This window comes from Pelagibacterium montanilacus, assembly GCF_003992665.1.
Classification (GTDB): domain Bacteria; phylum Pseudomonadota; class Alphaproteobacteria; order Rhizobiales; family Devosiaceae; genus Pelagibacterium; species Pelagibacterium montanilacus.
The window spans coordinates 77560-96388 of record NZ_RZMX01000032.1; the positions used below are offsets into that span (position 1 = coordinate 77560).

General features: G+C 67.1%; 16 protein-coding genes. 7 read left to right on the forward strand and 9 right to left on the reverse strand.

Translation table 11 applies throughout. From position 1 onward, the window contains the following. Nucleotide 1 precedes the first annotated feature (1 nt). From EO136_RS10430 to EO136_RS10440, 3 genes are read left to right on the forward strand one after another with little or no spacing between them, the layout of a single operon-like run. Nucleotides 2-931: an NAD(P)-dependent oxidoreductase gene (locus tag EO136_RS10430; RefSeq protein ID WP_127144360.1), complete on the forward strand. Its 930-nt coding sequence runs from the start codon at nt 2-4 to the stop codon at nt 929-931. 1 nt (nt 932) lies between these two features. Then, complete coding sequence (locus EO136_RS10435) at nt 933-1829, forward strand: MBL fold metallo-hydrolase (protein WP_127144361.1); 897 nt, start codon at nt 933-935, stop codon at nt 1827-1829. Then, nucleotides 1820-2704, forward strand: a complete 885-nt coding sequence (locus EO136_RS10440) for an SIS domain-containing protein (RefSeq protein WP_127144362.1) — start codon at nt 1820-1822, stop codon at nt 2702-2704. Before EO136_RS10435 ends, EO136_RS10440 begins: the two co-directional genes overlap by 10 nt. A gap of 88 nt (nt 2705-2792) precedes the next feature. Here the strand turns inward: EO136_RS10440 and EO136_RS10445 are convergent, their stop codons facing one another. Beyond that, complete coding sequence (locus tag EO136_RS10445) at nt 2793-3461, reverse strand: HAD family hydrolase (RefSeq protein ID WP_246018331.1); 669 nt, start codon at nt 3459-3461, stop codon at nt 2793-2795. Continuing rightward, nucleotides 3458-4996: an FGGY-family carbohydrate kinase gene (locus EO136_RS10450; RefSeq protein ID WP_127144364.1), complete on the reverse strand. Its 1539-nt coding sequence runs from the start codon at nt 4994-4996 to the stop codon at nt 3458-3460. Before EO136_RS10450 ends, EO136_RS10445 begins: the two co-directional genes overlap by 4 nt. Before the next feature lie 195 nt (nt 4997-5191). Between EO136_RS10450 and EO136_RS10455 the strand changes: the two genes are divergently transcribed. The 4 genes from EO136_RS10455 to EO136_RS10470 all read left to right on the forward strand — a co-directional run bounded on the left by EO136_RS10455 (nt 5192) and on the right by EO136_RS10470 (nt 10744). Beyond that, the gene (locus tag EO136_RS10455; RefSeq protein ID WP_127144365.1) at nt 5192-6211 is read left to right on the forward strand and encodes a galactitol-1-phosphate 5-dehydrogenase; all 1020 of its coding nucleotides are present in this window, start codon (nt 5192-5194) and stop codon (nt 6209-6211) included. A gap of 23 nt (nt 6212-6234) precedes the next feature. Beyond that, nucleotides 6235-7245 carry a sugar-binding transcriptional regulator gene (locus tag EO136_RS10460; RefSeq protein WP_127144366.1) on the forward strand — a complete coding sequence of 337 codons (1011 nt, stop codon included), beginning with the start codon at nt 6235-6237 and terminating at the stop codon, nt 7243-7245. 76 nt (nt 7246-7321) lie between these two features. Continuing rightward, nucleotides 7322-8248, forward strand: a complete 927-nt coding sequence (gene deoC / locus EO136_RS10465) for a deoxyribose-phosphate aldolase (protein ID WP_246018340.1) — start codon at nt 7322-7324, stop codon at nt 8246-8248. 96 nt (nt 8249-8344) lie between these two features. Then, nucleotides 8345-10744 carry an aldehyde dehydrogenase family protein gene (locus EO136_RS10470; protein ID WP_127144368.1) on the forward strand — a complete coding sequence of 800 codons (2400 nt, stop codon included), beginning with the start codon at nt 8345-8347 and terminating at the stop codon, nt 10742-10744. Between the two features lie 171 nt (nt 10745-10915). On the opposite strand, the gene EO136_RS10475 is transcribed toward EO136_RS10470, so the two are convergent. The 7 genes from EO136_RS10475 to EO136_RS10505 all read right to left on the reverse strand — a co-directional run bounded on the left by EO136_RS10475 (nt 10916) and on the right by EO136_RS10505 (nt 18749). Further along, the gene (locus tag EO136_RS10475; protein WP_127144369.1) at nt 10916-11686 is read right to left on the reverse strand and encodes an enoyl-CoA hydratase/isomerase family protein; all 771 of its coding nucleotides are present in this window, start codon (nt 11684-11686) and stop codon (nt 10916-10918) included. A gap of 14 nt (nt 11687-11700) precedes the next feature. Then, the gene (locus tag EO136_RS10480; RefSeq protein WP_127144370.1) at nt 11701-12900 is read right to left on the reverse strand and encodes a CaiB/BaiF CoA transferase family protein; all 1200 of its coding nucleotides are present in this window, start codon (nt 12898-12900) and stop codon (nt 11701-11703) included. Nucleotides 12901-12977: 77 nt separating this feature from the next. Further along, on the reverse strand, nt 12978-13745 hold the full coding sequence (locus EO136_RS10485) for an SDR family NAD(P)-dependent oxidoreductase (RefSeq protein ID WP_425466603.1): 768 nt from the start codon (nt 13743-13745) through the stop codon (nt 12978-12980). Further along, on the reverse strand, nt 13742-14926 hold the full coding sequence (locus EO136_RS10490; RefSeq protein WP_127144371.1) for an aldose 1-epimerase family protein: 1185 nt from the start codon (nt 14924-14926) through the stop codon (nt 13742-13744). The genes EO136_RS10485 and EO136_RS10490 overlap by 4 nt, the downstream gene beginning before the upstream one ends. A gap of 45 nt (nt 14927-14971) precedes the next feature. Further along, nucleotides 14972-16507 (reverse strand): sugar ABC transporter ATP-binding protein, encoded by a 1536-nt coding sequence (locus EO136_RS10495; protein ID WP_246018332.1) that lies wholly within the window; start codon nt 16505-16507, stop codon nt 14972-14974. A 178-nt stretch (nt 16508-16685) separates the two neighbouring features. Then, nucleotides 16686-17669, reverse strand: a complete 984-nt coding sequence (locus EO136_RS10500) for a sugar ABC transporter substrate-binding protein (RefSeq protein WP_246018333.1) — start codon at nt 17667-17669, stop codon at nt 16686-16688. A gap of 57 nt (nt 17670-17726) precedes the next feature. After that, on the reverse strand, nt 17727-18749 hold the full coding sequence (locus tag EO136_RS10505; RefSeq protein WP_342773412.1) for an ABC transporter permease: 1023 nt from the start codon (nt 18747-18749) through the stop codon (nt 17727-17729). Nucleotides 18750-18829 lie beyond the last annotated feature (80 nt).

Sequence of the window (18829 nt, forward strand, 5' to 3'; positions counted from 1 at the left end):
CATGGGCCGCATTCTCATCACCCCGCGCTCGCTGACGGCCAATCCTCCGCCTGCGCTCGACGCTTTGCGCGAAGCGGGCCATGAGCTGGTCTTTGCGCCGGCGGGCAAGACGCCCAGCGAGGCCGACCTTCTGGCGCTGGTGCCCGGGTGCACCGGCTGGCTGGCCGGGGTCGAGCCGGTCTCGGACGCGGTGATCGCGGCGGCTGACGCGCTGGCGGTGATCAGCCGGAACGGCACGGGCATCGACAACCTGCCCAGGGACGCCATCGCGGCGCGGGGCATAGAGGTACGGCGCGCGCCGGCGGCTAACGCCATCGGGGTCGCCGAGCTGGCGATCGGGCTGATGATCGCGCTGTGCCGGCATCTGCCCCGAACCGCGACCGGGGTCGCCCGGGGCGACTGGCCGCGCATGGCGGGCCGGGAGATCGCCGGCACGACCGTAGGGGTGATCGGGCTGGGGGCCATCGGACGCAAGGTGGCGCGCATTCTGGTGGCCATGGACGCCAAGGTGATCGCCCACGATCCGTTCGCGGGCGATCTGGGCCCGCTGGCCGGAGCGGTGACGCTCCTGGAGCGCGACGCGGTGTTCTCGGCCGCCGAGATCGTGACGCTGCATTGCCCGATGCCCGAGGACGGGCGGGCGCTGATCGATGCTGAGGCCATCGGGCGGTTGGGGCCGGACGCGCTGGTGGTCAACACCGCCCGGGCCGGGCTCGTCGAGGCCGCCGCGCTCGTTGCCGCGCTTGAGGAAGGGCGGCTGGCGGGCTATGGCACGGACGTCTTCGATCCCGAACCGCCGACCGATCTCGCCATCGCGGGCCATCCCAAGGTGATCGCGACGAGCCATATCGGGGGACTGACGCGCCAGAGCGTGGAGCGGGCCACACGGGCGGCGATCGACAATCTTTTAGACGGGCTCGGGGCGCGCTGAGATGGACATCTTCGCGCGGGAAGCGGACACGGGCCTTGCTGAGGCGCTGGCCGCCCCGCCGGGGGACGGGCTTGCGATCCGCTGGCTGGGACAGGCGGGGTTCGCCATCGACTGCAATGGGCGCCGGGCGATCATCGACCCCTATCTCTCGGACAGCCTCGCGGCGAAATACCGGGGCACGGCGTTTGCGCACACGCGCATGATGGCGATCCCGGTGGCGCCGGGCGATATCGCGCATGTGGACGTCGTGCTCGCCACGCACGCCCATACCGATCACATGGACCCGGGCACCCTGCCCGCGCTGCTGGCGGCCAATCCGCTGGCGGTGCTGGTCGCGCCACGCGCCGAGCGAGCCAAGGCGCTCGAGCGTACGGGGGTCGATCCCACGGGGCTCGTCGGGATCGAGCGCGGCGAGGCGCTGGAGGTGGCGGGGATCGGGATCTGGGCGACCGGGGCGGCGCACGAGACGCTCGAGACCGATCAGACCGGCCATCACCGGTTCCTGGGCTACGGGATGCGCCTGCCGGGCGGGCCGGTCATCTATCACAGCGGGGATTCGATCCCGTTTGCCGGGCTGGTGGGCGAGGTCGCGGCGCTGGGGGCCGATCTGGCGCTGTTGCCGGTCAATGGACGGGACGCGGAGCGGCGGGCCAACGGGGTGCCGGGCAACTTCACCATCGCCGAGGCAGTGGATCTGGCGCGGCAGGCCGGGATCGGCACGGTGATCGGCCATCACTACGGCATGTTTGCGTTCAACACGGTGCCGCGCGCCGATATCGAGGCGGTGGCGCGGGCCGGTTCGGCGCCAAAACTCTATGCGGCGGACCCCCAAATGGTCTATTGCGGGCCATCAGACATGCGAGCAACGGCACCAGGGGGCGGACAGGCGTGCAGGTGATCGACCGGGGACCGGCCACAGGATCGAACGTCATCGAGAATATCCGGCTTCTGACGCCCGGATTGCGCAAGTCCGACCGCAAGGTGGCCGAGATCGTGCTGGCCGATCCCGAGCGGTTCATCAACGCGACCATCGCCGAGACGGCGGAAGCGGCGGGGGTCAGCCAGCCGACGGTGATCCGGTTCTGCGGGGCGATCGGGTGCGAGGGGTTCCAGGACTTCAAGATCAAGCTGGCCCAGTCGCTGGCGCTCGGGACGCCTGCCACCCATTCGGCGATAGCCGAGGACGACACCTCCCAGCAGGTGGCGACAAAGATCTTCAACTACACCATGACCTCGCTGGACTGGGCGCGCCACAAGCTCGACATTTCCGCGATCGACCGGGCCGTGGACGTGATCCTCGATGCCACGCATCTGGAATTTTTCGGGTTCGGGGCCTCGGCGATCGTTGCCCAGGACGCCCAGCAGAAGTTTCCGCTGTTCGGCATCCCCTGCAACGCGACCATGGACAGCCACCAGCAGCTGATGGCGGCCTCGATGATGGCGCCGGGGTCGGTGGCGGTGGCGATATCGAACACCGGGACGACGCGCTCGATCATCGAGTTGTCGCGGCTGGCGCGCGAACAGGGCGCCAAGGTGATCGCGATCACCGGGTCGCCGTCCACCGCGCTGATCAATTATTCGGACGTGGTGATCAATGTCGAGACGCTGGACAACACCGATGTGTTTACCCCCACGACCTCGCGGATCGCGGCGCTGGCGGTGGTCGATATCGTCTCCACGCTGGTGGCGCGCCGGCTGGGCCAGCAGCACAATGACCGGCTGGTGCGCATGAAGCGGCACCTGGCGCAGATGCGGCGCAACGAGAACTTCTGAGCTCCCCAGGCCGATACCGGGGACCCCAAGCCTTTGATTTGCCGCGTTTCCGAACCGGAAAAGTGTTGCCACTTTTCCTGGAAACGCTCTAGGCCGCCCCGCTCTGGCGGCGGCGGGCGAGGGCTTCGGGGAGGTCGCGGCTCGAGACGATGATCTCGCGGGCCCCGGCGGCACGCAGATTGGCGGCGTGGGCAGGGTAGGTGTGGCGCCCGCCGGTGAACCCCACCACGTCCATGCCCGCGGCGAGCGCCGCCTTGACCCCGGCGACGCTGTCCTCGACCACCAGGCACCCCTTGGGGTCCACCCCCATATTGCGAGCGGCGAAAAGGAAGATGTCGGGCTCGGGCTTGCCGCGCGCGACCTGGCTGACCGAATAGATGTGGGGCTCGAACCGGTCGATGAGCCCGGTGACGGTGAGCGAAAGGCGCAGCTTGGCCATGACCGAGGACGACGCGACGCCCACCGGCCCTTCGATGCGGTCGAGCGCCTCGGCGATGCCCTCGACCGGCAGGAGTTCGGTTTCGAGCCGTTCACTCAAAAGGGTTTCGGCGCGGTCGAGAAGGCCCTCGGGCCAGTCGAACCCGTTCTCAGACGCGATGGCGGCCCAGATCTCGCGCTTGGGACGTCCGATATAGCTGGCGATGAGCTGATCGGCGGTGATGGAATAGCCCGCAGCGCTCATCAGTTCGGCGTCGATGGCGTTGGAGATAATCTCGCTGTCGACGAGGACGCCGTCGCAATCAAAGATGATGGTCACGCGGGGATCTCTCCTTGTGGTGGTGTGGCGCCGCTGCCCGCGAGCTTGTGCAGAAGCGGCGCGAGCGCCTGTGTGGCCTCGCGATAGGCGACGAGCTGGTCGCGATAGCATGAATTGAGCGCCATGTCCGGCTCGCGCGGGGTGACCGGCGCGGCAAAGCGCGCGGCGGCGGCGCCAAGGTCGGGGGCGAGCCCGAGCCCGGTAGCCGCCGATGCGGCGCACCCATAGAGCGAGAGATTGTCGTCCATGGCCACCCCGACGGGCTTGCCGATGGCGTCGATGGTGGCCTGCAGCCAGAGGGGGTTGCGGCAGATGCCGCCCGCGATCACGATCTCCTCGATGGGCACGCCCTGGCGCTCGAGATCGGCCACGATATTGGCGGAGCCAAGCGCGACCGCGGTGGTGCAGGCCCGGAAGATGGCGGCCCGGTCCTGCCACATGGTGAGCCCGAGGATCGCCCCGCGCAGGTTGGCGTCGCGATAGGGGGTGCGGTTGCCCATCCAGTAGTCGAGGGCGAGAAGCCCGGTGGCGTCCGGGGCGATCTCCCCCGCTTGTGCGCACAGGGCGGTAAAGCCGGTGGAATCAAGCCCGAAGATCTTTTCGGTCAGCCAGGAGAGTACGGCGCCCGAGGACACCTGCCCGCCCTCAATCAGCATCAGGCCTTCGACCAGCGCATTGGGGTATGGGCCCCAGACCCCTTCGATGGCGCCCGAGCGCCCTTCCGCAGCGTGGGTCAGGAGGACCGAGGAGGTGCCGCCGATGACCAGCATGCGCCCCGGGGCCACCGTATCGGCGCCGAGGATGCCCATATGGGCGTCGATGCCGCCCTGGACAACGAGCGGGCTGCCCGTGATCCCCAATTGGGAGGCGGCGGCGGCCGAGAGCTGGCCGACCGGCGCGCCGACATTGACGATGCGCGAGGGAATCTTCTCGATCAGTTCGGGGATGCCGAACCGGTCATAGAGCTCGGAATGGAAGCGCCCTTCGCGTCCGTTCCAGTTCCACTTGCAGGTGGCGTTCATGCGCGAGCCTGCCCAGAGCCCGGTGAGCCTGTGGTTGATGAAGTCGATGGCCTCGCAGACGATTTCGGTGCGCGCCCAGAGCTCGGGCTGGTTGCGCGCGGTCCACATGGCCTTGGGCACCAGCCATTCCACCGCATCCGAGCCGCCACTGTCGGCCATGACAGGATGCTCGGCTTGCCCGGTTTCACTGGCCTCGGACGCGGCGCGCGCGTCCATCCACACGATGGCGGGGGCGAGCGGGGTGCCCGCGGCATCGGCAAAGACCACGGTCGAGGCGGTGGTGGCCACGCAGATGGCGTCGATATGGGTCGCGCCCGCCTTCGCGAGTACGCGGGGGACGGCGGCGCAGGCGGCGTCCCACCAGTCCAGAGGGTTCTGCTCGACCCGGTTGGGCTTGAGATAGCGCGTGCCATAGGGGGCCTGATCCTGCGCGATCAGCCGCGGGCCAGCGGAATCGAACACCGCGACGCGCACCCCGCCGGTGCCGAAATCGAGACTGAGAAGATGTGCCACTGGGATAAGCCCTTATCACGTCGGTCAACACACTGGACGCTGCCGGCCGCAAGGTAAATGCCCGCGCGCCCATGTCCATCATGGTGTGCGCGATTGCGGCGTCCTCCCTTGTGGCACGGCTTGACGCGCGCCAATTTATTGCACATAGGTGCATTATATGCTCATATGTGTCAACTTAATGCACAGGAGGCCAGAGTGCGCGCCGCAGTACTGCATTCCCCGGGCGACGTCCGGATCGAGAACGTCGAGAAGCCCGTGATCAAGCCGGGCCACGCTCTGGTCAGGGTCGCGGCCTGCGGGGTCTGCGGCTCGGATTTGCCGCGCGTCCTCGAGAAAGGCGCGCACCGCATGCCGCTGGTGGTGGGCCATGAATTTTCCGGCCACATCACCGAGCTGGGCGAGGGAATCGAAGGGTTCGCGGTCGGCGAACTGGTCGCCGTGCCCCCGATGATCCCGTGCTTTGAATGCGACCAGTGCCTGACGGGCAATTTTTCGCGCTGCCGGGACTATTCCTATTTCGGCAGCCGACGGGACGGGGCCTATGCCGAATATGTGCTGGTGCCAAAGACCAATCTGCTCAAGACCCCCCAGGGGCTCGACCCCAGGGCCGTGGCGATGACCGACCCCGCCTCGATCGCGCTCCATGCGATCTGGAAGGCGCCGGTGACCGCCGGGCAGCGCGGCGGCGTGGTGGGCTGCGGGCCGATCGGGCTGTTTGCCATCCAGTGGTTCAAGATCATGGGCGCCAGCGAAGTGGTGGCCATCGACATCTCGGAAGACAAGCTGGAACTCGCCCGCCAGGCAGGCGCGACCCACACCTTCCTTGCCGACACCTGGCAGGAGGCCAAGGCCTATCCCTGCGACACGGTGGTCGAGGCGGTGGGGCATCCTTCGGCCCAGAACACGGCCGTCCAGCTTGCGGGCCCGGGCGGGCATGCGGTCTTTATCGGCATTCCCACGACCGACGTCACCTGGAGCCAGGCGACCTACAACCATCTGCTGCGCCAGGAGATTTCCCTGCACGGGGCCTGGAATTCGTTCGCCGCGCCGTTCCCGGGCAAGCAGTGGACCGTGGCGCTCGAAAAGCTGGGCTCGGGTGAACTCAAGTGGGAATTCATGATATCACACGATCTGGACCTGGATGAACTGCCGGCCATGTTCGAGAGCTTCCGGACGCGCAACCAGCCGTTCTCCAAGGTGATCTTCAGGGCCTGACAAAGACCAAAAGGGAGGTGGCCATGGACCGCAAGCCGAACGCGCTCGATCAGGGAGGGCAGGACCAGCAATTGCGCGGCCTGTCGACCGATCAGCGCGAGGGCCTGATGGTGCGGGCCGCCAAGCTCTACTACGACCTCGAGCACACCCAGGCCGAAGTGGGCCGCATGCTGGGGCTCAACCGCTTCCAGGTGGCCCGGCTGCTGCGCGATGCGCGCGACACGGGGATCGTGCGCATCGAGATCGTGCCGCGCGCGGCGCGCCGGCCCGACCTCGAGGCCAGGCTGCAAAAGGAATTCGGGCTGGCCGACGCGGTGATCGTATCGGCCCAGGCCGAGGACGACGCCATGCTCGACTGGGTGGCGCACGCGGCGGCCGATTACCTCGGGGGCCTCAACCCCAACCCGCGGCTGATCGGGGTGTCCTGGGGCCGGACGATGGCGGCGGTGGCCGGGCAACTGGCCGATGGCTGGGCCGACGGGGTGGAAGTGGTGCTGCTCAACGGCGCCACCCATCTGCGATCCGTCGCCGCGCCCAGCAGCAACGTGGCCGAGCGCTTCGCCACCACCGGGCGCGGCTCGGCGCTGCTTTTGCCGGTGCCCGCGATCATGGGCAAGGCGGCAACGCGCCGGGCGATCGAGGAAGACGCGGTGATCTCCACCGTGCTCGAAAAGGCCGCCAACGCGCCCATCGCCTGCTTCGGGCTGGGGGGCATGCTGGTCAGTTCGGTGCTGGTGGAATCTGGGTATTTCGACACCCAGTTCGTGCTCGAATTGCGCGGGCGCGGGGCGGTGGGCGACATCCTGGGGCGGGTGATCGACGCGAAGGGCAGAATCGTGGACCCCGAGCTCGACGCGCGCACCATCGGGCTGGGGCCCGAGCGGTTGCGCGAAAAGGAGCTCTCGATCGGGGTGTGCTGCGGGCAATCGAAACACGCGGTGGCCAATGCGGCCGTGCGCGCAGGCTATATCAACGTGCTGATCGCCGACGAGGCGACGGCCTCCTTCATTCTGGAGAACGACCATGTCCTCTGAAAAAGTCTTCACGCTGCGCGGCGGCGAGACGGCGGGCGCAACCAGCGCCCCCGCCCACCCCGAGCGCAACCCCGGCATGGCGCTGAAACCGGACTGGTTCGAGAATGCGCGGGTGAACCTGACCGGGGTCGAGCGGCGGGCGGCCACCATGGCGACCCGGCGCACGGTCAAGAAGGAGTGGCAGGCCGCGTGGCTCCTCAAAGCCATCACCTGCATCGATCTCACCACGCTCGCGGGCGACGACACCGCAGAGCGGGTCAAAAGGCTGTGCGCCAAGGCGAGGATGCCGGTCAGGGCCGATCTGATCGAAGCGCTGGGGCTGGACGCGCCGATCACCACCGGCGCGGTGTGCGTCTATCCCACCATGGTGCGGCCTGCCGTCGAGGCGCTCAAGGGGTCAGGAATTCCCGTGGCGTCGGTGGCGACCGGGTTTCCCGCCGGGCTGATGCCGCTCAACCTGCGGCTCGAGGAAATCCGCTATGCGGTGGCCGAAGGGGCCGCCGAGATCGACATCGTGATCACCCGGTCCCACGTGCTCGAGCAGAACTGGGAGGCGCTTTACGACGAGGTGGCCGCCATGCGCGAAGCGTGCGGGCCCGCGCATCTCAAAGCCATTCTGGCAACGGGCGACCTCAAGACACTGCGCAATGTCTACAAGGCCTCGATGGTCGCGATGATGGCCGGCGCCGATTTCATCAAGACCTCCACGGGCAAGGAGGATGTGAACGCCACCCTGCCCGTCTCGCTGGTGATGGTCCGGGCGCTGCGCGATTACCATGATCGCACCGGCTATCTGATCGGGTTCAAGCCCGCCGGCGGGCTCAAGGCCGCAAAGGACGCGCTGGCCTGGCAGTTCCTGATGAAGGAGGAGCTGGGCAATCGCTGGCTCGAGCCGGACCTCTTCCGGATCGGGGCCAGCTCGCTGCTGGGCGACATCGAACGCCAGCTCGAACATTTCATCACCGGGCGGTACTCCTCGTCCGTGCGCCACCCGCTCGCCTAGAGCCCGTCCCGTTCCGACAGGGTCGGAACAGGCGCTCCAGGATTTTCGAACCGATCGCGCTTCCCCAATGCGGAAGCCCTCCAAAGGAACCGGCCAATGCCTCAGGTAAAGGACATCTTCAGGACCATGGACTACGGCCCGGCCCCCGAGACCGACGCCCCCGTGCGCGCATGGCTCGCACAGCGGGGCGCAAAGTTCTCCCACTTCATCGGCGGCGCCTTCGTCGCGCCGGAAGCCGAGAGCCATTTCGAGGTGCGCAACCCCGCCAATGGCGAAGTGCTCGCCAGCGTGGCGCAGGGCTCGGCCAAGGACGTGGACACCGCCGTCGCCGCCGCGCGCAAGGCGCTCGGCAAATGGTCGGCCCTGCCCGGACATGTGCGGGCCCGGCATCTATACGCGATCGCGCGGCTGATCCAGAAGCGGGCGCGGTTCTTTGCCGTGCTCGAATCCATGGACAACGGCAAGCCGATCCGGGAAAGCCGCGACCTCGACATTCCGCTGGTCGCGCGCCATTTCTACCATCACGCGGGCTGGGCGGAACTGGCCGAGACCGAATTTGCCGGGCACGGCGCGGTGGGGGTGTGCGGGCAGATCATTCCCTGGAACTTCCCGCTCCTGATGCTGGCCTGGAAGATCGCACCGGCGCTGGCCGCGGGCAACACCGTGGTTCTCAAGCCGGCCGAATATACGCCGCTCACGGCCATCGCCTTTGCCGAGCTGTGCTCGGAAGCGGGGCTGCCTGCGGGCGTGGTCAACATCGTCACCGGTGACGGGGCGACCGGGGAAGCGATCGTGGCGCACAAGGGGATCGACAAGATCGCGTTCACCGGCTCGACCGAAGTGGGCCGGATCATCCGCCGGGCGACGGCGGGCACGGGCAAGGCGCTCTCGCTCGAGCTGGGGGGCAAATCGCCCTTCATCGTCTTTGACGACGCCGATCTCGACAGCGCCGTCGAAGGCGTGGTGGACGCGATCTGGTTCAACCAGGGGCAGGTGTGCTGCGCGGGCTCGCGGCTTTTGGTCCACGAGGCGGTTTCAGACGCGTTCCACGCCAAGCTGCGCCGCCGGATGGAGACCCTGCGGGTCGGCGATCCGCTCGACAAGGCCACCGATATCGGGGCGATCGTGGACAAGGTGCAGCTCGAGCGCATCCGCGAGCTGGTGGCGATCGGCTGCAGGGAGGGTGCGGACTGCATCCAGCCCAAGACCGCGGTGCCCGACACCGGGCTCTATTATCCGCCCACGGTGCTGGCCAATGTGGCGCCGGCCTCGACCGTCGCCCAGGAGGAGATCTTCGGGCCGGTGCTGGTGACCATCGTCTTCCGGACCCATGACGAGGCGATCAAGCTCGCCAACAATTCCCGCTACGGGCTGGCGGCCTCGATCTGGTCGGAAAACATCAACGTGGCGCTCGAGACCTCGGCCAAGCTCCAGGCGGGGGTTGTGTGGGTCAATTCCACCAACATGTTCGACGCCGCCGCCGGGTTCGGGGGCTACAAGGAGAGCGGGTTCGGGCGCGAGGGCGGCCGGGAGGGCATGTTCGAATACCTCAAGCCGGTTGCGCCCAAGGGCAAGGCCCCCAAGCTCGCCGTCCCCGACTTCAGCGCCGCGCCCGCGATCGCCGAGGCGGTCAGCGATGCGGGCCTGCCCCGGATAGACCGCACGCCCAAGCTCTATGTGGGCGGCAAGCAGGCCCGGCCCGATTCGGGCTACAGCTACACCGTGCGCGGCGCGGACGGGGCGGTGGTCGGCCAGGCGGGTCTGGGCAACCGCAAGGACATCCGCAACGCAGTGGAAGCGGCGCACAAGGCGACAGGCTGGTCGGGCACCAGCGGGCACGCCCGGGCGCAGGTGCTCTATTATCTTGCGGAAAACCTCGACGCGCGGCGCGGCGAGTTCGCCGACCGGCTGCAGGCCATGGCCGGGGGTGGGCGCAAGAAGGCCGAGGAAGAGGTCGATCTGTCGGTGCGGCGCATCTCGTATTATGCGGCCTATGCGGACAAGTATGACGGGCAGGTCCATTCCACGGTTTCGCGGCATGTGACGCTGGCGATGAACGAGCCCTTCGGGGTCATGGGCATCGTGTGCCCGAGCGTAGCGCCGCTGCTGGGGTTCGTCTCGCTCGTCGCCCCGGCAATCGCCATGGGCAACCGGGTGATCGCGGTGCCCTCGGCGGCCCATCCGCTCTCGGCCACCGATCTCTACCAGGTGCTCGACACCTCGGACGTGCCGGGGGGCGTGGTCAACATCGTCACCGGCGAGAGCGCAGCGCTCGCCACGACGCTGGGCGAGCATGACGACATCACGGCGGTCTGGTATTTCGGCGCCGCCGACGGGCTGGCCGGGTTCGAGAAGGGCACGGCGGGCAATCTCAAGGCCTGCTGGTCCGGCGACGGGGACGCGATGGACTGGTCCGATCCCGCCCAGAGCCAGGGACGCGCGTTCCTGCGCCACGCCACCCAGGTCAAGAACATCTGGGTGCCCTACGGGGAGTGATCGGCAAGGGTGCGCGAAATGATGAGGGCGGTCCTGCGGGGCCGCCCTTTTTTGTGCTCGGCTGGCAGGTCGGGCTCTTCGCGCGCACCGGCGCCTGGGACAGGGCTGATTGGCCCCGGCTCGGGGGCCGGGGCAGCGAGGGTGGGGTTGGGTGGGCGGTGGCGGGGCCGATCAGCGGCGGTGGAAGACGGGTTGGCGTTTTTCGCGGAAGGCGGCGCGGCCTTCGGCGGCGTCCTGGGTGGCAAAGCAGATGGTCTGGAGGTCGCGCTCGTAGCGGATGGCTTCGTCGAGCGGCATGGAGGCGGCGGCCTTGAGGTTGGCCTTGGCGGTTTCCGCCGCAATGGGCGCGCGGGCGGCGATGGCCGTGGCGATCTCGCGGGCGCGGGCCATCAGATCGGGTTGGGCGACCACCTCGCTGACCAGACCCCAGTGCTCGGCCTTTGCCGCATCGATGGGATCGCCGGTCATGAGCATGAGCGCGGCGTTGGAGGCGCCGATGGAATTGAACAGGTGCGCGGCCATGCCGCCGCCGCCGATCCAGCCGAGCTTGATTTCCGGAGCGGCGAACCTGGCGTTGTCCGAGGCGATGCGGATATCGCAGGACATGGCGGTTTCCAGCCCGCCACCAAAGGCATAGCCATTGACCGCGGCGATCGAGGGCTTGGCGAGCCCGCGCACCGCATCGCAATAATCGCTGCGATTGCGGAACTGCCATGGGGTCTCATAGGCATCGAGGGTGGTGATGTCGGAACCCGCGCAAAAGGCCCTTTCGCCCGCGCCGGTGAAGATCAGCACCCTGATGGTTTCGCTGGCATTGACGTCGGCGATTGCCTCCTCGATGCGGGCGGCCATCCGGGGGGTGACCGCGTTGAGCTTGGCGGGGCGGTTGAGCGTGAGGGTGGCGATGGGGCCATCGACCTCAAAGAGGATGTCGTCGGTCATTTTCTGCGATCCTTTCAGCGTCCGGCATCGGTCGAGGCGACGGCACCCGCCGCTTCGAGGGCGGCGATGCGGGCCTCGTCATAGCCGAGCTCGGCTAGAACCTCGCGGCTGTGCTGGCCGGCGAGCGGCGCGCCGAAGCGCAGCTCGGAGGGGGATTTGGAAAAGCTGATGGGAAAACCCGGCGCCTTGACGTGGCCTTCGGTGGGATGGTCGTATTCGATGAACGTGCCGTTATGGGCGATCTGGGGGTCGGCCAGAAGTTCCTCATAGCCATAGACCGGGCCGCACCAGATGCCGGCAGCGCCCAAAAGCTCAAGCCATTGCGCCGATGTGCGGGTCTTGAGGCGATCGGAGGTGCGCGCATAGATGGCGTCGCGATGGGTCCAGGGATCGGTGGTGTCGTTCATTTCGAGAAAGCTCGGCTCCCCGATCACTTCCCCGAAGGGTTTCAGGCTGGGCATGGCGATGGCGATATAGCCATCCGCGGTCGCGAACGCGCCATAGGGCGCGCGGATATAGACGTGGGCATGGGGTTCGGCCGAGCGCTGCTGGGGCTTTTTGCCGACCGTGAAGATCGAGAGCTCCTGCATCTGGATGGTCGCGATGGCATCGAGCATGTTGACCTTGACCAATTGGCCCTCCCCGGTCCGCTCCCGATGCAGCAGGGCCGCCAGCGCGCCCTCGAACGCGGTATAGGCGGTGATGGCATCGACCAGATACTGGCCGGCGGGGGTCGGCGCCTCCCCTTCCCGGCCCGCCGACAGCATGGCGCCGGACATGGCCTGGAGCAGCAGATCCTGGCCCGGGCGCATGGCATAGGGCCCGTCCTCGCCATAGCCCGACATCGAGACATAGACGAGTTTGGGATTGATGGCCGAGAGCGTCTCGTAATCCACACCGAGGCGCTTTGCGACGCCGGGGCGATAGTTCTGGAGAAAGACGTCCGAGGATTTGACCAGATCGAGCAGGACCGCCCTGCCCTCCTCGGATTTGAGATCGACCGCGAGCGAGCGCTTGTTGCGGTTGAGCGAGAGGAACGAGACGTTGATCTGGTTGCCCTCGCAGCCGCCGGCGGCGTTGTGGCGCTGCCATTCGCCGCCCGTGGGCTCGACCTTGATCACATCGGCGCCCATATCCCCCAGCCGCTGGGCCGCGAACGGGCCCGCCATGGCGATGGAGCAGTCGAGAACGCGGTAGCCGGACAGAATGCCCATGTCGAAATTATCTCCAGGTAGAAAAGCGGTTGGGGTCCGCGCCCGCCGGCCGGGGACCGGGGCGCGGGCGGTGTTGGTCAGGTCATGACCCAGCCGCCATCGACATTGATGGTCTGGCCGGTGACAAAGCCCGAGGCGTCCGAAACGAGGAACATGAGCACGCCGGCCATGTCCCGGGGCGTGCCGCGACGCTTGATCGCCTGATGGTCGAGCACGAAGCGCGCATAGCCTTCGGGGTCGGCGTGGATCTTTTCGGCGTCGGTGGGGAAAGCGCCCGGGGAGACGGCGTTGGCGGTGATCCCGTATTTGCCGAACTCGCGGGCCCAGGACCGGGCCAGCGCGATCAGCGCGCCCTTGGACTGCACGTAGGGGGTGAGGTTCTCCCAGCCGCCCGAAAAGGTGATCGAGGAGATGTTGATGATCCGGCCCCAGCCGCGCGCCTTCATGGTGGGCAGCGCCGCCTGGACGCAGACGATGCCGGAATCGACGTTGATGCGCTGGACCGCCTGGATTTCCTCGATGGTGAAGTCCTCGAAGGGTTTGGCAGGATAGATCGCGGCGTTGTTGATGACCGCGTCGAACCCGCCGACCTTGTCTGAAAGGTCCGAGAGCGTGGCGGCGAGGCCGGAGAGATCGGAGAGGTCGCAGCGCGCGATGGTGAGGCCGGCAGCGGGCCCCGCGGCGCTTTGGAGCGCCTCGATCTTGTCGGGATCGTTGTCGAGCACCACGATGCGGGCGCCCTGATCGAGCATTTCAAGGACGGTGGGCAGGCCGAGCCCGCCGGCGGCGCCGGTGTAAAGGATGGTGCGGCCCTCGATGGAGGCAAAGCGGTCCTTCATGGTCATGCGCTCCCCGGGCCGAGGGGGCGGTGATTTCCCGAGGGTTCGGGATAATCCTCATCGGGCTGGCCCGAGACCGCGCGGATGCGGGCTTCGGCGTCGGCGATCGCCGCAGTGTCGGGCAGGATGCGCATGACCGTGTCGTAGCGGCGCTCCTCGCCATGGGCGAGCCAGATCATCTCGCCGCGCTCGCGGGCCGCGAGATTGCCCAGGACGTGATGGGTCGCGGGCTCGATGCCCAGCGCATACTGGCCGGCCTGGTAGTTCTGCCACTCGTAAAGGCAGGGGAACTGGTCCTTGCGGGTGACCACCTCAAAGCCCAGCCCGATCCGGTCGTTGACCAGGGCCACCGAGACCTCGCCATCGGGGTCGGCGACAAGTTCGTGCTGCCAGACCTGTTCGTGGAAATCGGTCTGTGGCGCGGGCGCGGTGCGGTAGCCCACGCCCTGACGCTGGTAATCCTCGCCCGCATGGGCGGCCCAGACCACCTCCTCGATCGGCGCGAGGTAGCGCGCGCCCTCGTCGAGCAGCGGGTAGGAGACGTTGATGTGGTAGCAGTACATGTGCGGGGTCCGGTAGAACCCGTGATTGACCACCCGGTCGGTGAGCCGGATGTCGTTGGTGCCCATCTCGATCTCGATGCGCCGGACAAGGTGCAGATCCTCGCCAAAGACGGCCGATTGCTGGACGATGCCTTCGGCCCAGAGGATGCAGCGGTCCCCGTCCCACCGTTCGCCATAGCCCGAAAGCCGGGCCGGGATGGTGCCCACACGCCCATGCAGCGAATGGCTGACGGTCTGTTTGGGGCCGTAGACATAGGTGTCGGCGGGCACCTCGTTCATGAAGAGGATATGGTCGAGCCCGCAGGTGACCATGAGACCCGAGAACGAGCGCGCCCAGGCGAGCCCGCCCTCGCCCTCGTATTCGTGCAGGGACGGATGGCGAAAGCCGGCGGGGGAATGCCAGCCGATGGCCTGGCCGCGATACTCGCAATCGGCGATGTCCATGGCGCGATCGACCAAGACGGTGAAGCGCAGGCCGGTGCCCGAACGGAATTCGAGCATGCGGATGCCGCGCTCGACCCCGTCGGAGAGCTCCATCAGGCGCACGCCCGCGAACTGGCCAAGAGAGCCGCTGCGTTCGGCGATCTCGCGCCGGGTGAGGGTCTGGCCGTAAAGGGTCACCATGAGCTTGCGTCTCCCGGATGGATCGATGGGGAAAGGATGGGGGTTCTAGCGGGCATAGGCGGGAGCTTTCCCGGTGCCTGGCGCGTCCGCTTCGAGTGAGAAGGCGAGCTCGAGGATGGCGTCGTCGCTCATCTGGTCGCGCGAAAGGATGCCGGCGATCCGGCCCCCGGCAAAGACCACGCAACGGTCGGCCAGCGCCATGATCTCGGGCAACTCGGATGAGGCGACGATGATGCCCAGCCCCTGGTCGGCCAGGCCGTGGATGATGTCGTAGATTTCCGATTTGGCGCCCACGTCCACCCCGTGGGTGGGCTCGTCGAGCAAAAGGATGCGCGGATCGGCCAGAAGGGCGCGGCCGAACAGGGCCTTTTGCTGGTTGCCGCCCGAAAGGCTGGTGATGGGCTGGCGGATCGAGCCCATCTTGATGTTGAGGGTTTCAGCGCGCCGGGCCGCGGCCTCGCGCTCGGCGCCGCCGGGCACGAAGCCATGGCGGGCCAACTGGCCCAGATGGGAGATCGAGATGTTGCGCTCGACCGAATGGGTGGGCAGGATCCCCCGGCTCTTGCGGCCCTCTGGCAGCATGAAGAGCCCCGCCTTGACCGCGTCGGTGACCTCGGAGATGGCGACGGGTGCGCCGTCGAGCGTGACCGAGCCGGCGGTGCGGGGCCGGGCGCCGTAAAGGGTTTCGAGAAATTCGGTGCGTCCGGCGCCCACCAGACCAAAGAGGCCCACGACCTCGCCGGCCCGGACCTCGAGATCGATGGGCGCGAGAAAGCCCTTGTCTTTCAGGCCCTCGACCTTGAGCCGGACCTCGCCGGGCCCGCGCTCCCCGCCGCGATAGGTGAAGGTGGCTTCCTTGCCCACCATGTCGTGGATGAGCTGCTCGCGGCCGGTTGTCGCCGACGCGCGGTCGCTGATCAGCCTGCCGTCGCGCAGGACAACGATGCGGCTGCAATTGGCCAGCGCTTCCTCGAGCCGGTGGGTGATGAGGATGAGGCCCGTGCCCTGGTCGCTCAGCTCCTTCATGAGCGCGAACAGGCGCTCGGCTTCAAAGGGGGTGAGCGAGGAGGTGGGCTCGTCGAGAATGAGAAGCCTGGGCTTTTCCACGATGGCCTTGGCGATCTCGATCAATTGCTGCTCGCCGGTGCGCAGGCGCCCCAGTTCGGTGCGTGGGTCGATATGGCCCAGGCCCACCCGCTCGAGCACCTGGGCCGCCTCGGTGCGGATGGCCTTGTAATTGACGAAACCGCCGGGTCCGGCGCGGTAGTCGCCCAGAAAGATGTTTTCCGCGATCGAAAGCGCGCCGACCGTGGAGAGTTCCTGATGCACGAAGCTGATGCCGATGGCCCGGCCATCGCGGACCGAGCGGAGCTGGGCGGGCCGGCCCTCGAAGGCCATGGTTCCCGCGCTGGGGGCGAGCGTGCCCGCCACGATGTTCATGAGCGTGGACTTGCCGGCGCCGTTTTCCCCGATCAGCCCGATGACCTCGCCCCGGCGCACGTCGAGATCGACGCCATGGAGCACATGGACGCTGCCGAAGGATTTTTCGATGGCGCGCAGCTCGAGCAGAAGATCGGACACGATCGGCTCCGGGTTTCTTTGTCTTGCAGCCCCGGCCCGATCAGGGGCCGGGGGATCACGTGCGGATCGAAACGGTTAGAGCATATCCAGTTCTGATCGGATCAGAACAGGAGCTCTAACTGTTTGATCTGTCGCGTTTCCGAACCGGAAAAGTGTTTTCACTTTTCCTGGAAACGCTCTAGAGCATGCCGTCGGGCGTCAGGATGTTGCCCTCGACGGGGATGTAATCGCTCTCGAAACCCTCGCCGGTGACGAGGTGGTTGTAGAGCATCACGGTGGCGTCGAAGGCCTGCTGGAAGGGCGCCTGGTCGATCAGGGCGGCCATTTCACCGGAGTCGATATAGGTCGTGTTCTCGGGCGTGTGATCGAAGCCCACGACGCCGACCTCACCGGTCAGTCCCAGATCCTGGATCGCCTTTGCCGCGCCGAACGGACCGCCGGCGGTGACATAGACCATCTCGAGGTCGTTGTTGGCGGTGTACATGTCCTGGACCAGCGAATAGGCCGTCTCGGCGGCGTCCTGGTTCTCGAACGGGCCGATGATCTCGATCTCGGGGTGGTTTTCCGCGAGATAGTCGAGCGCGCCGTTCATGCGCTGGCTGTGCTGGGTGGCACCGAACAGTCCCGTGATGACGCCGAGCTTGCCGTCGCCTTCCATCTCCCCGGCCATGAATTCGCCGAGCTGGGCGCCCGCCGCGGTGGCATCCTGTCCCATGAAGAACAGGCGATCGGACGGCTGGGAGCCCTCCGCGATGATGTTGACGACCGGGATGCCCTCGGCGACCGCCTCGTTGATGATGCGCTCGGTGCCATCGAAGACGGGTACGGTGACGATGCCGTCATACTGCTGGGCGATGGCCGATTCCACGCTGGCGATGACCGCCTCGGCGGACATGTTGTCGCCCATGTCGATATAGTCGACCGTGACGTCGAAATCGGCGAGGTATTCGCGGGCCGCCTCGGCACCCTCGGTGACCGGGGTCCAGAACGGGTTGTTCTGGAAGGCCATGAAGGCGATGCGGATCGGGCCCTCGGTGTTTTCCACCGCCTCGACCGTGGCGCCCTCGGGCAGCTCCTGGGCGGTCGCGGGAAGGCCAAGGCCCATCGCGAGGACGCCGGTGGCCACACCCATCATGACCGTGCGCTTGTCTAGAATGCTCATTGGTTCCTCCACTCAAGCATTATCGGTTGATGCGTCCCTCGTTTCGGGGGGACGCAATCAGTCCTCACGTCCGCGCCGCAATCCATCGATGCCGACCGCGAGAATGATCACGAGACCCTTGGCCACCACCTGCCAGTGCGAGGAGATGCCGAGGAGAACGAAAGCGTTGGACAAAAGCGCCATCAGCAGGGCGCCCAGAAGCACCCCGTACATGGTGCCCCGCCCGCCGCTGAGCGCAGCGCCGCCCAGAATGACCGCGGCGATGACGTCGAGCTCGTAGCCGCGCCCCAGATCGGGGCTGGCACTGGCCAGATTGCCCGCAAGGATGATGCCGCCGAGCCCGGCCAGCATGCCGCACAGGGCATAGACCAGAAGGCGCGTCCCCTCGATGTTGATGCCGGCAAGGCGCGCGGCCTTGGGATTGTCGCCGATGGCATAGACGTTGCGCCCGATCCGGGTGCGGGTGGCGAAGATGTGAAAGACCACCACCAGCACGATCAGGAGAATGAGCGAGAACGGCACGTCCCCGATGCGCCCGGCGCCCAGCCACTGGGCCCAGCCGGTATAGGGAATGGGAATGCCGCCGGTCATGAGCAGCGCCACCCCGCGTGCGACCGAGAGCATGCCGAGGGTGGCGATGAACGGGTTGATATTGATGCGGGTGACCATCAGGCCGTTGAGCACGCCGACCACGAGGCCCGCGCCCAGCCCGGCGGCCAGCGCCAGCTCCTGGCTGCCGGTGACCGAGGCGACATAGGCCGAGGAGACCGCCGACAGCCCCAGGGTGGAGCCCACCGAAAGATCGAGGCCGCGCGAAATGATGACCAGCGCCTGGCCGAGCGCCACGATGGCGACCACCGAGGCCTGCCGGCCCACATTGAGCAGATTGCGCGAACTGAGGAAATATTCGTTGGCGAACGACAGCGCCACGAACAGGATCAGGATCATCAGGGCGATCGACGCCTCGCGATGGCTGAACACCTGCGCCAGTGAGCGGGTGACCCGTCCTCCCATAGCTCCTGCCTCTTCCCGTTGCGATGCCAGATGCGCCTGATGGCCATAGACATCATTTTTACTCATTTTTTGCGGTCATATTTGATGGGATTGGCTACGTCAACACCTCATTATGATGGTTATTGCTTCAGAACCGGCTTGTTGCC

Coding starts and splice junctions, on each gene's coding strand:
- EO136_RS10505 (WP_342773412.1), bottom strand. CDS start 18,749: ATGAGTAAAAATGATGTCTATGGCCATCAGGCGCATCTGGCATCGCAA.
- EO136_RS10485 (WP_425466603.1), bottom strand. CDS start 13,745: ATGACCATGAAGGACCGCTTTGCCTCCATCGAGGGCCGCACCATCCTT.
- EO136_RS10430 (WP_127144360.1), top strand. CDS start 2: ATGGGCCGCATTCTCATCACCCCGCGCTCGCTGACGGCCAATCCTCCG.
- EO136_RS10460 (WP_127144366.1), top strand. CDS start 6,235: ATGGACCGCAAGCCGAACGCGCTCGATCAGGGAGGGCAGGACCAGCAA.
- deoC (WP_246018340.1), top strand. CDS start 7,322: ATGGCGCTGAAACCGGACTGGTTCGAGAATGCGCGGGTGAACCTGACC.
- EO136_RS10475 (WP_127144369.1), bottom strand. CDS start 11,686: ATGACCGACGACATCCTCTTTGAGGTCGATGGCCCCATCGCCACCCTC.
- EO136_RS10435 (WP_127144361.1), top strand. CDS start 933: ATGGACATCTTCGCGCGGGAAGCGGACACGGGCCTTGCTGAGGCGCTG.
- EO136_RS10490 (WP_127144371.1), bottom strand. CDS start 14,926: ATGGTGACCCTTTACGGCCAGACCCTCACCCGGCGCGAGATCGCCGAA.
- EO136_RS10500 (WP_246018333.1), bottom strand. CDS start 17,669: ATGAGCATTCTAGACAAGCGCACGGTCATGATGGGTGTGGCCACCGGC.
- EO136_RS10470 (WP_127144368.1), top strand. CDS start 8,345: ATGCCTCAGGTAAAGGACATCTTCAGGACCATGGACTACGGCCCGGCC.
- EO136_RS10480 (WP_127144370.1), bottom strand. CDS start 12,900: ATGGGCATTCTGTCCGGCTACCGCGTTCTCGACTGCTCCATCGCCATG.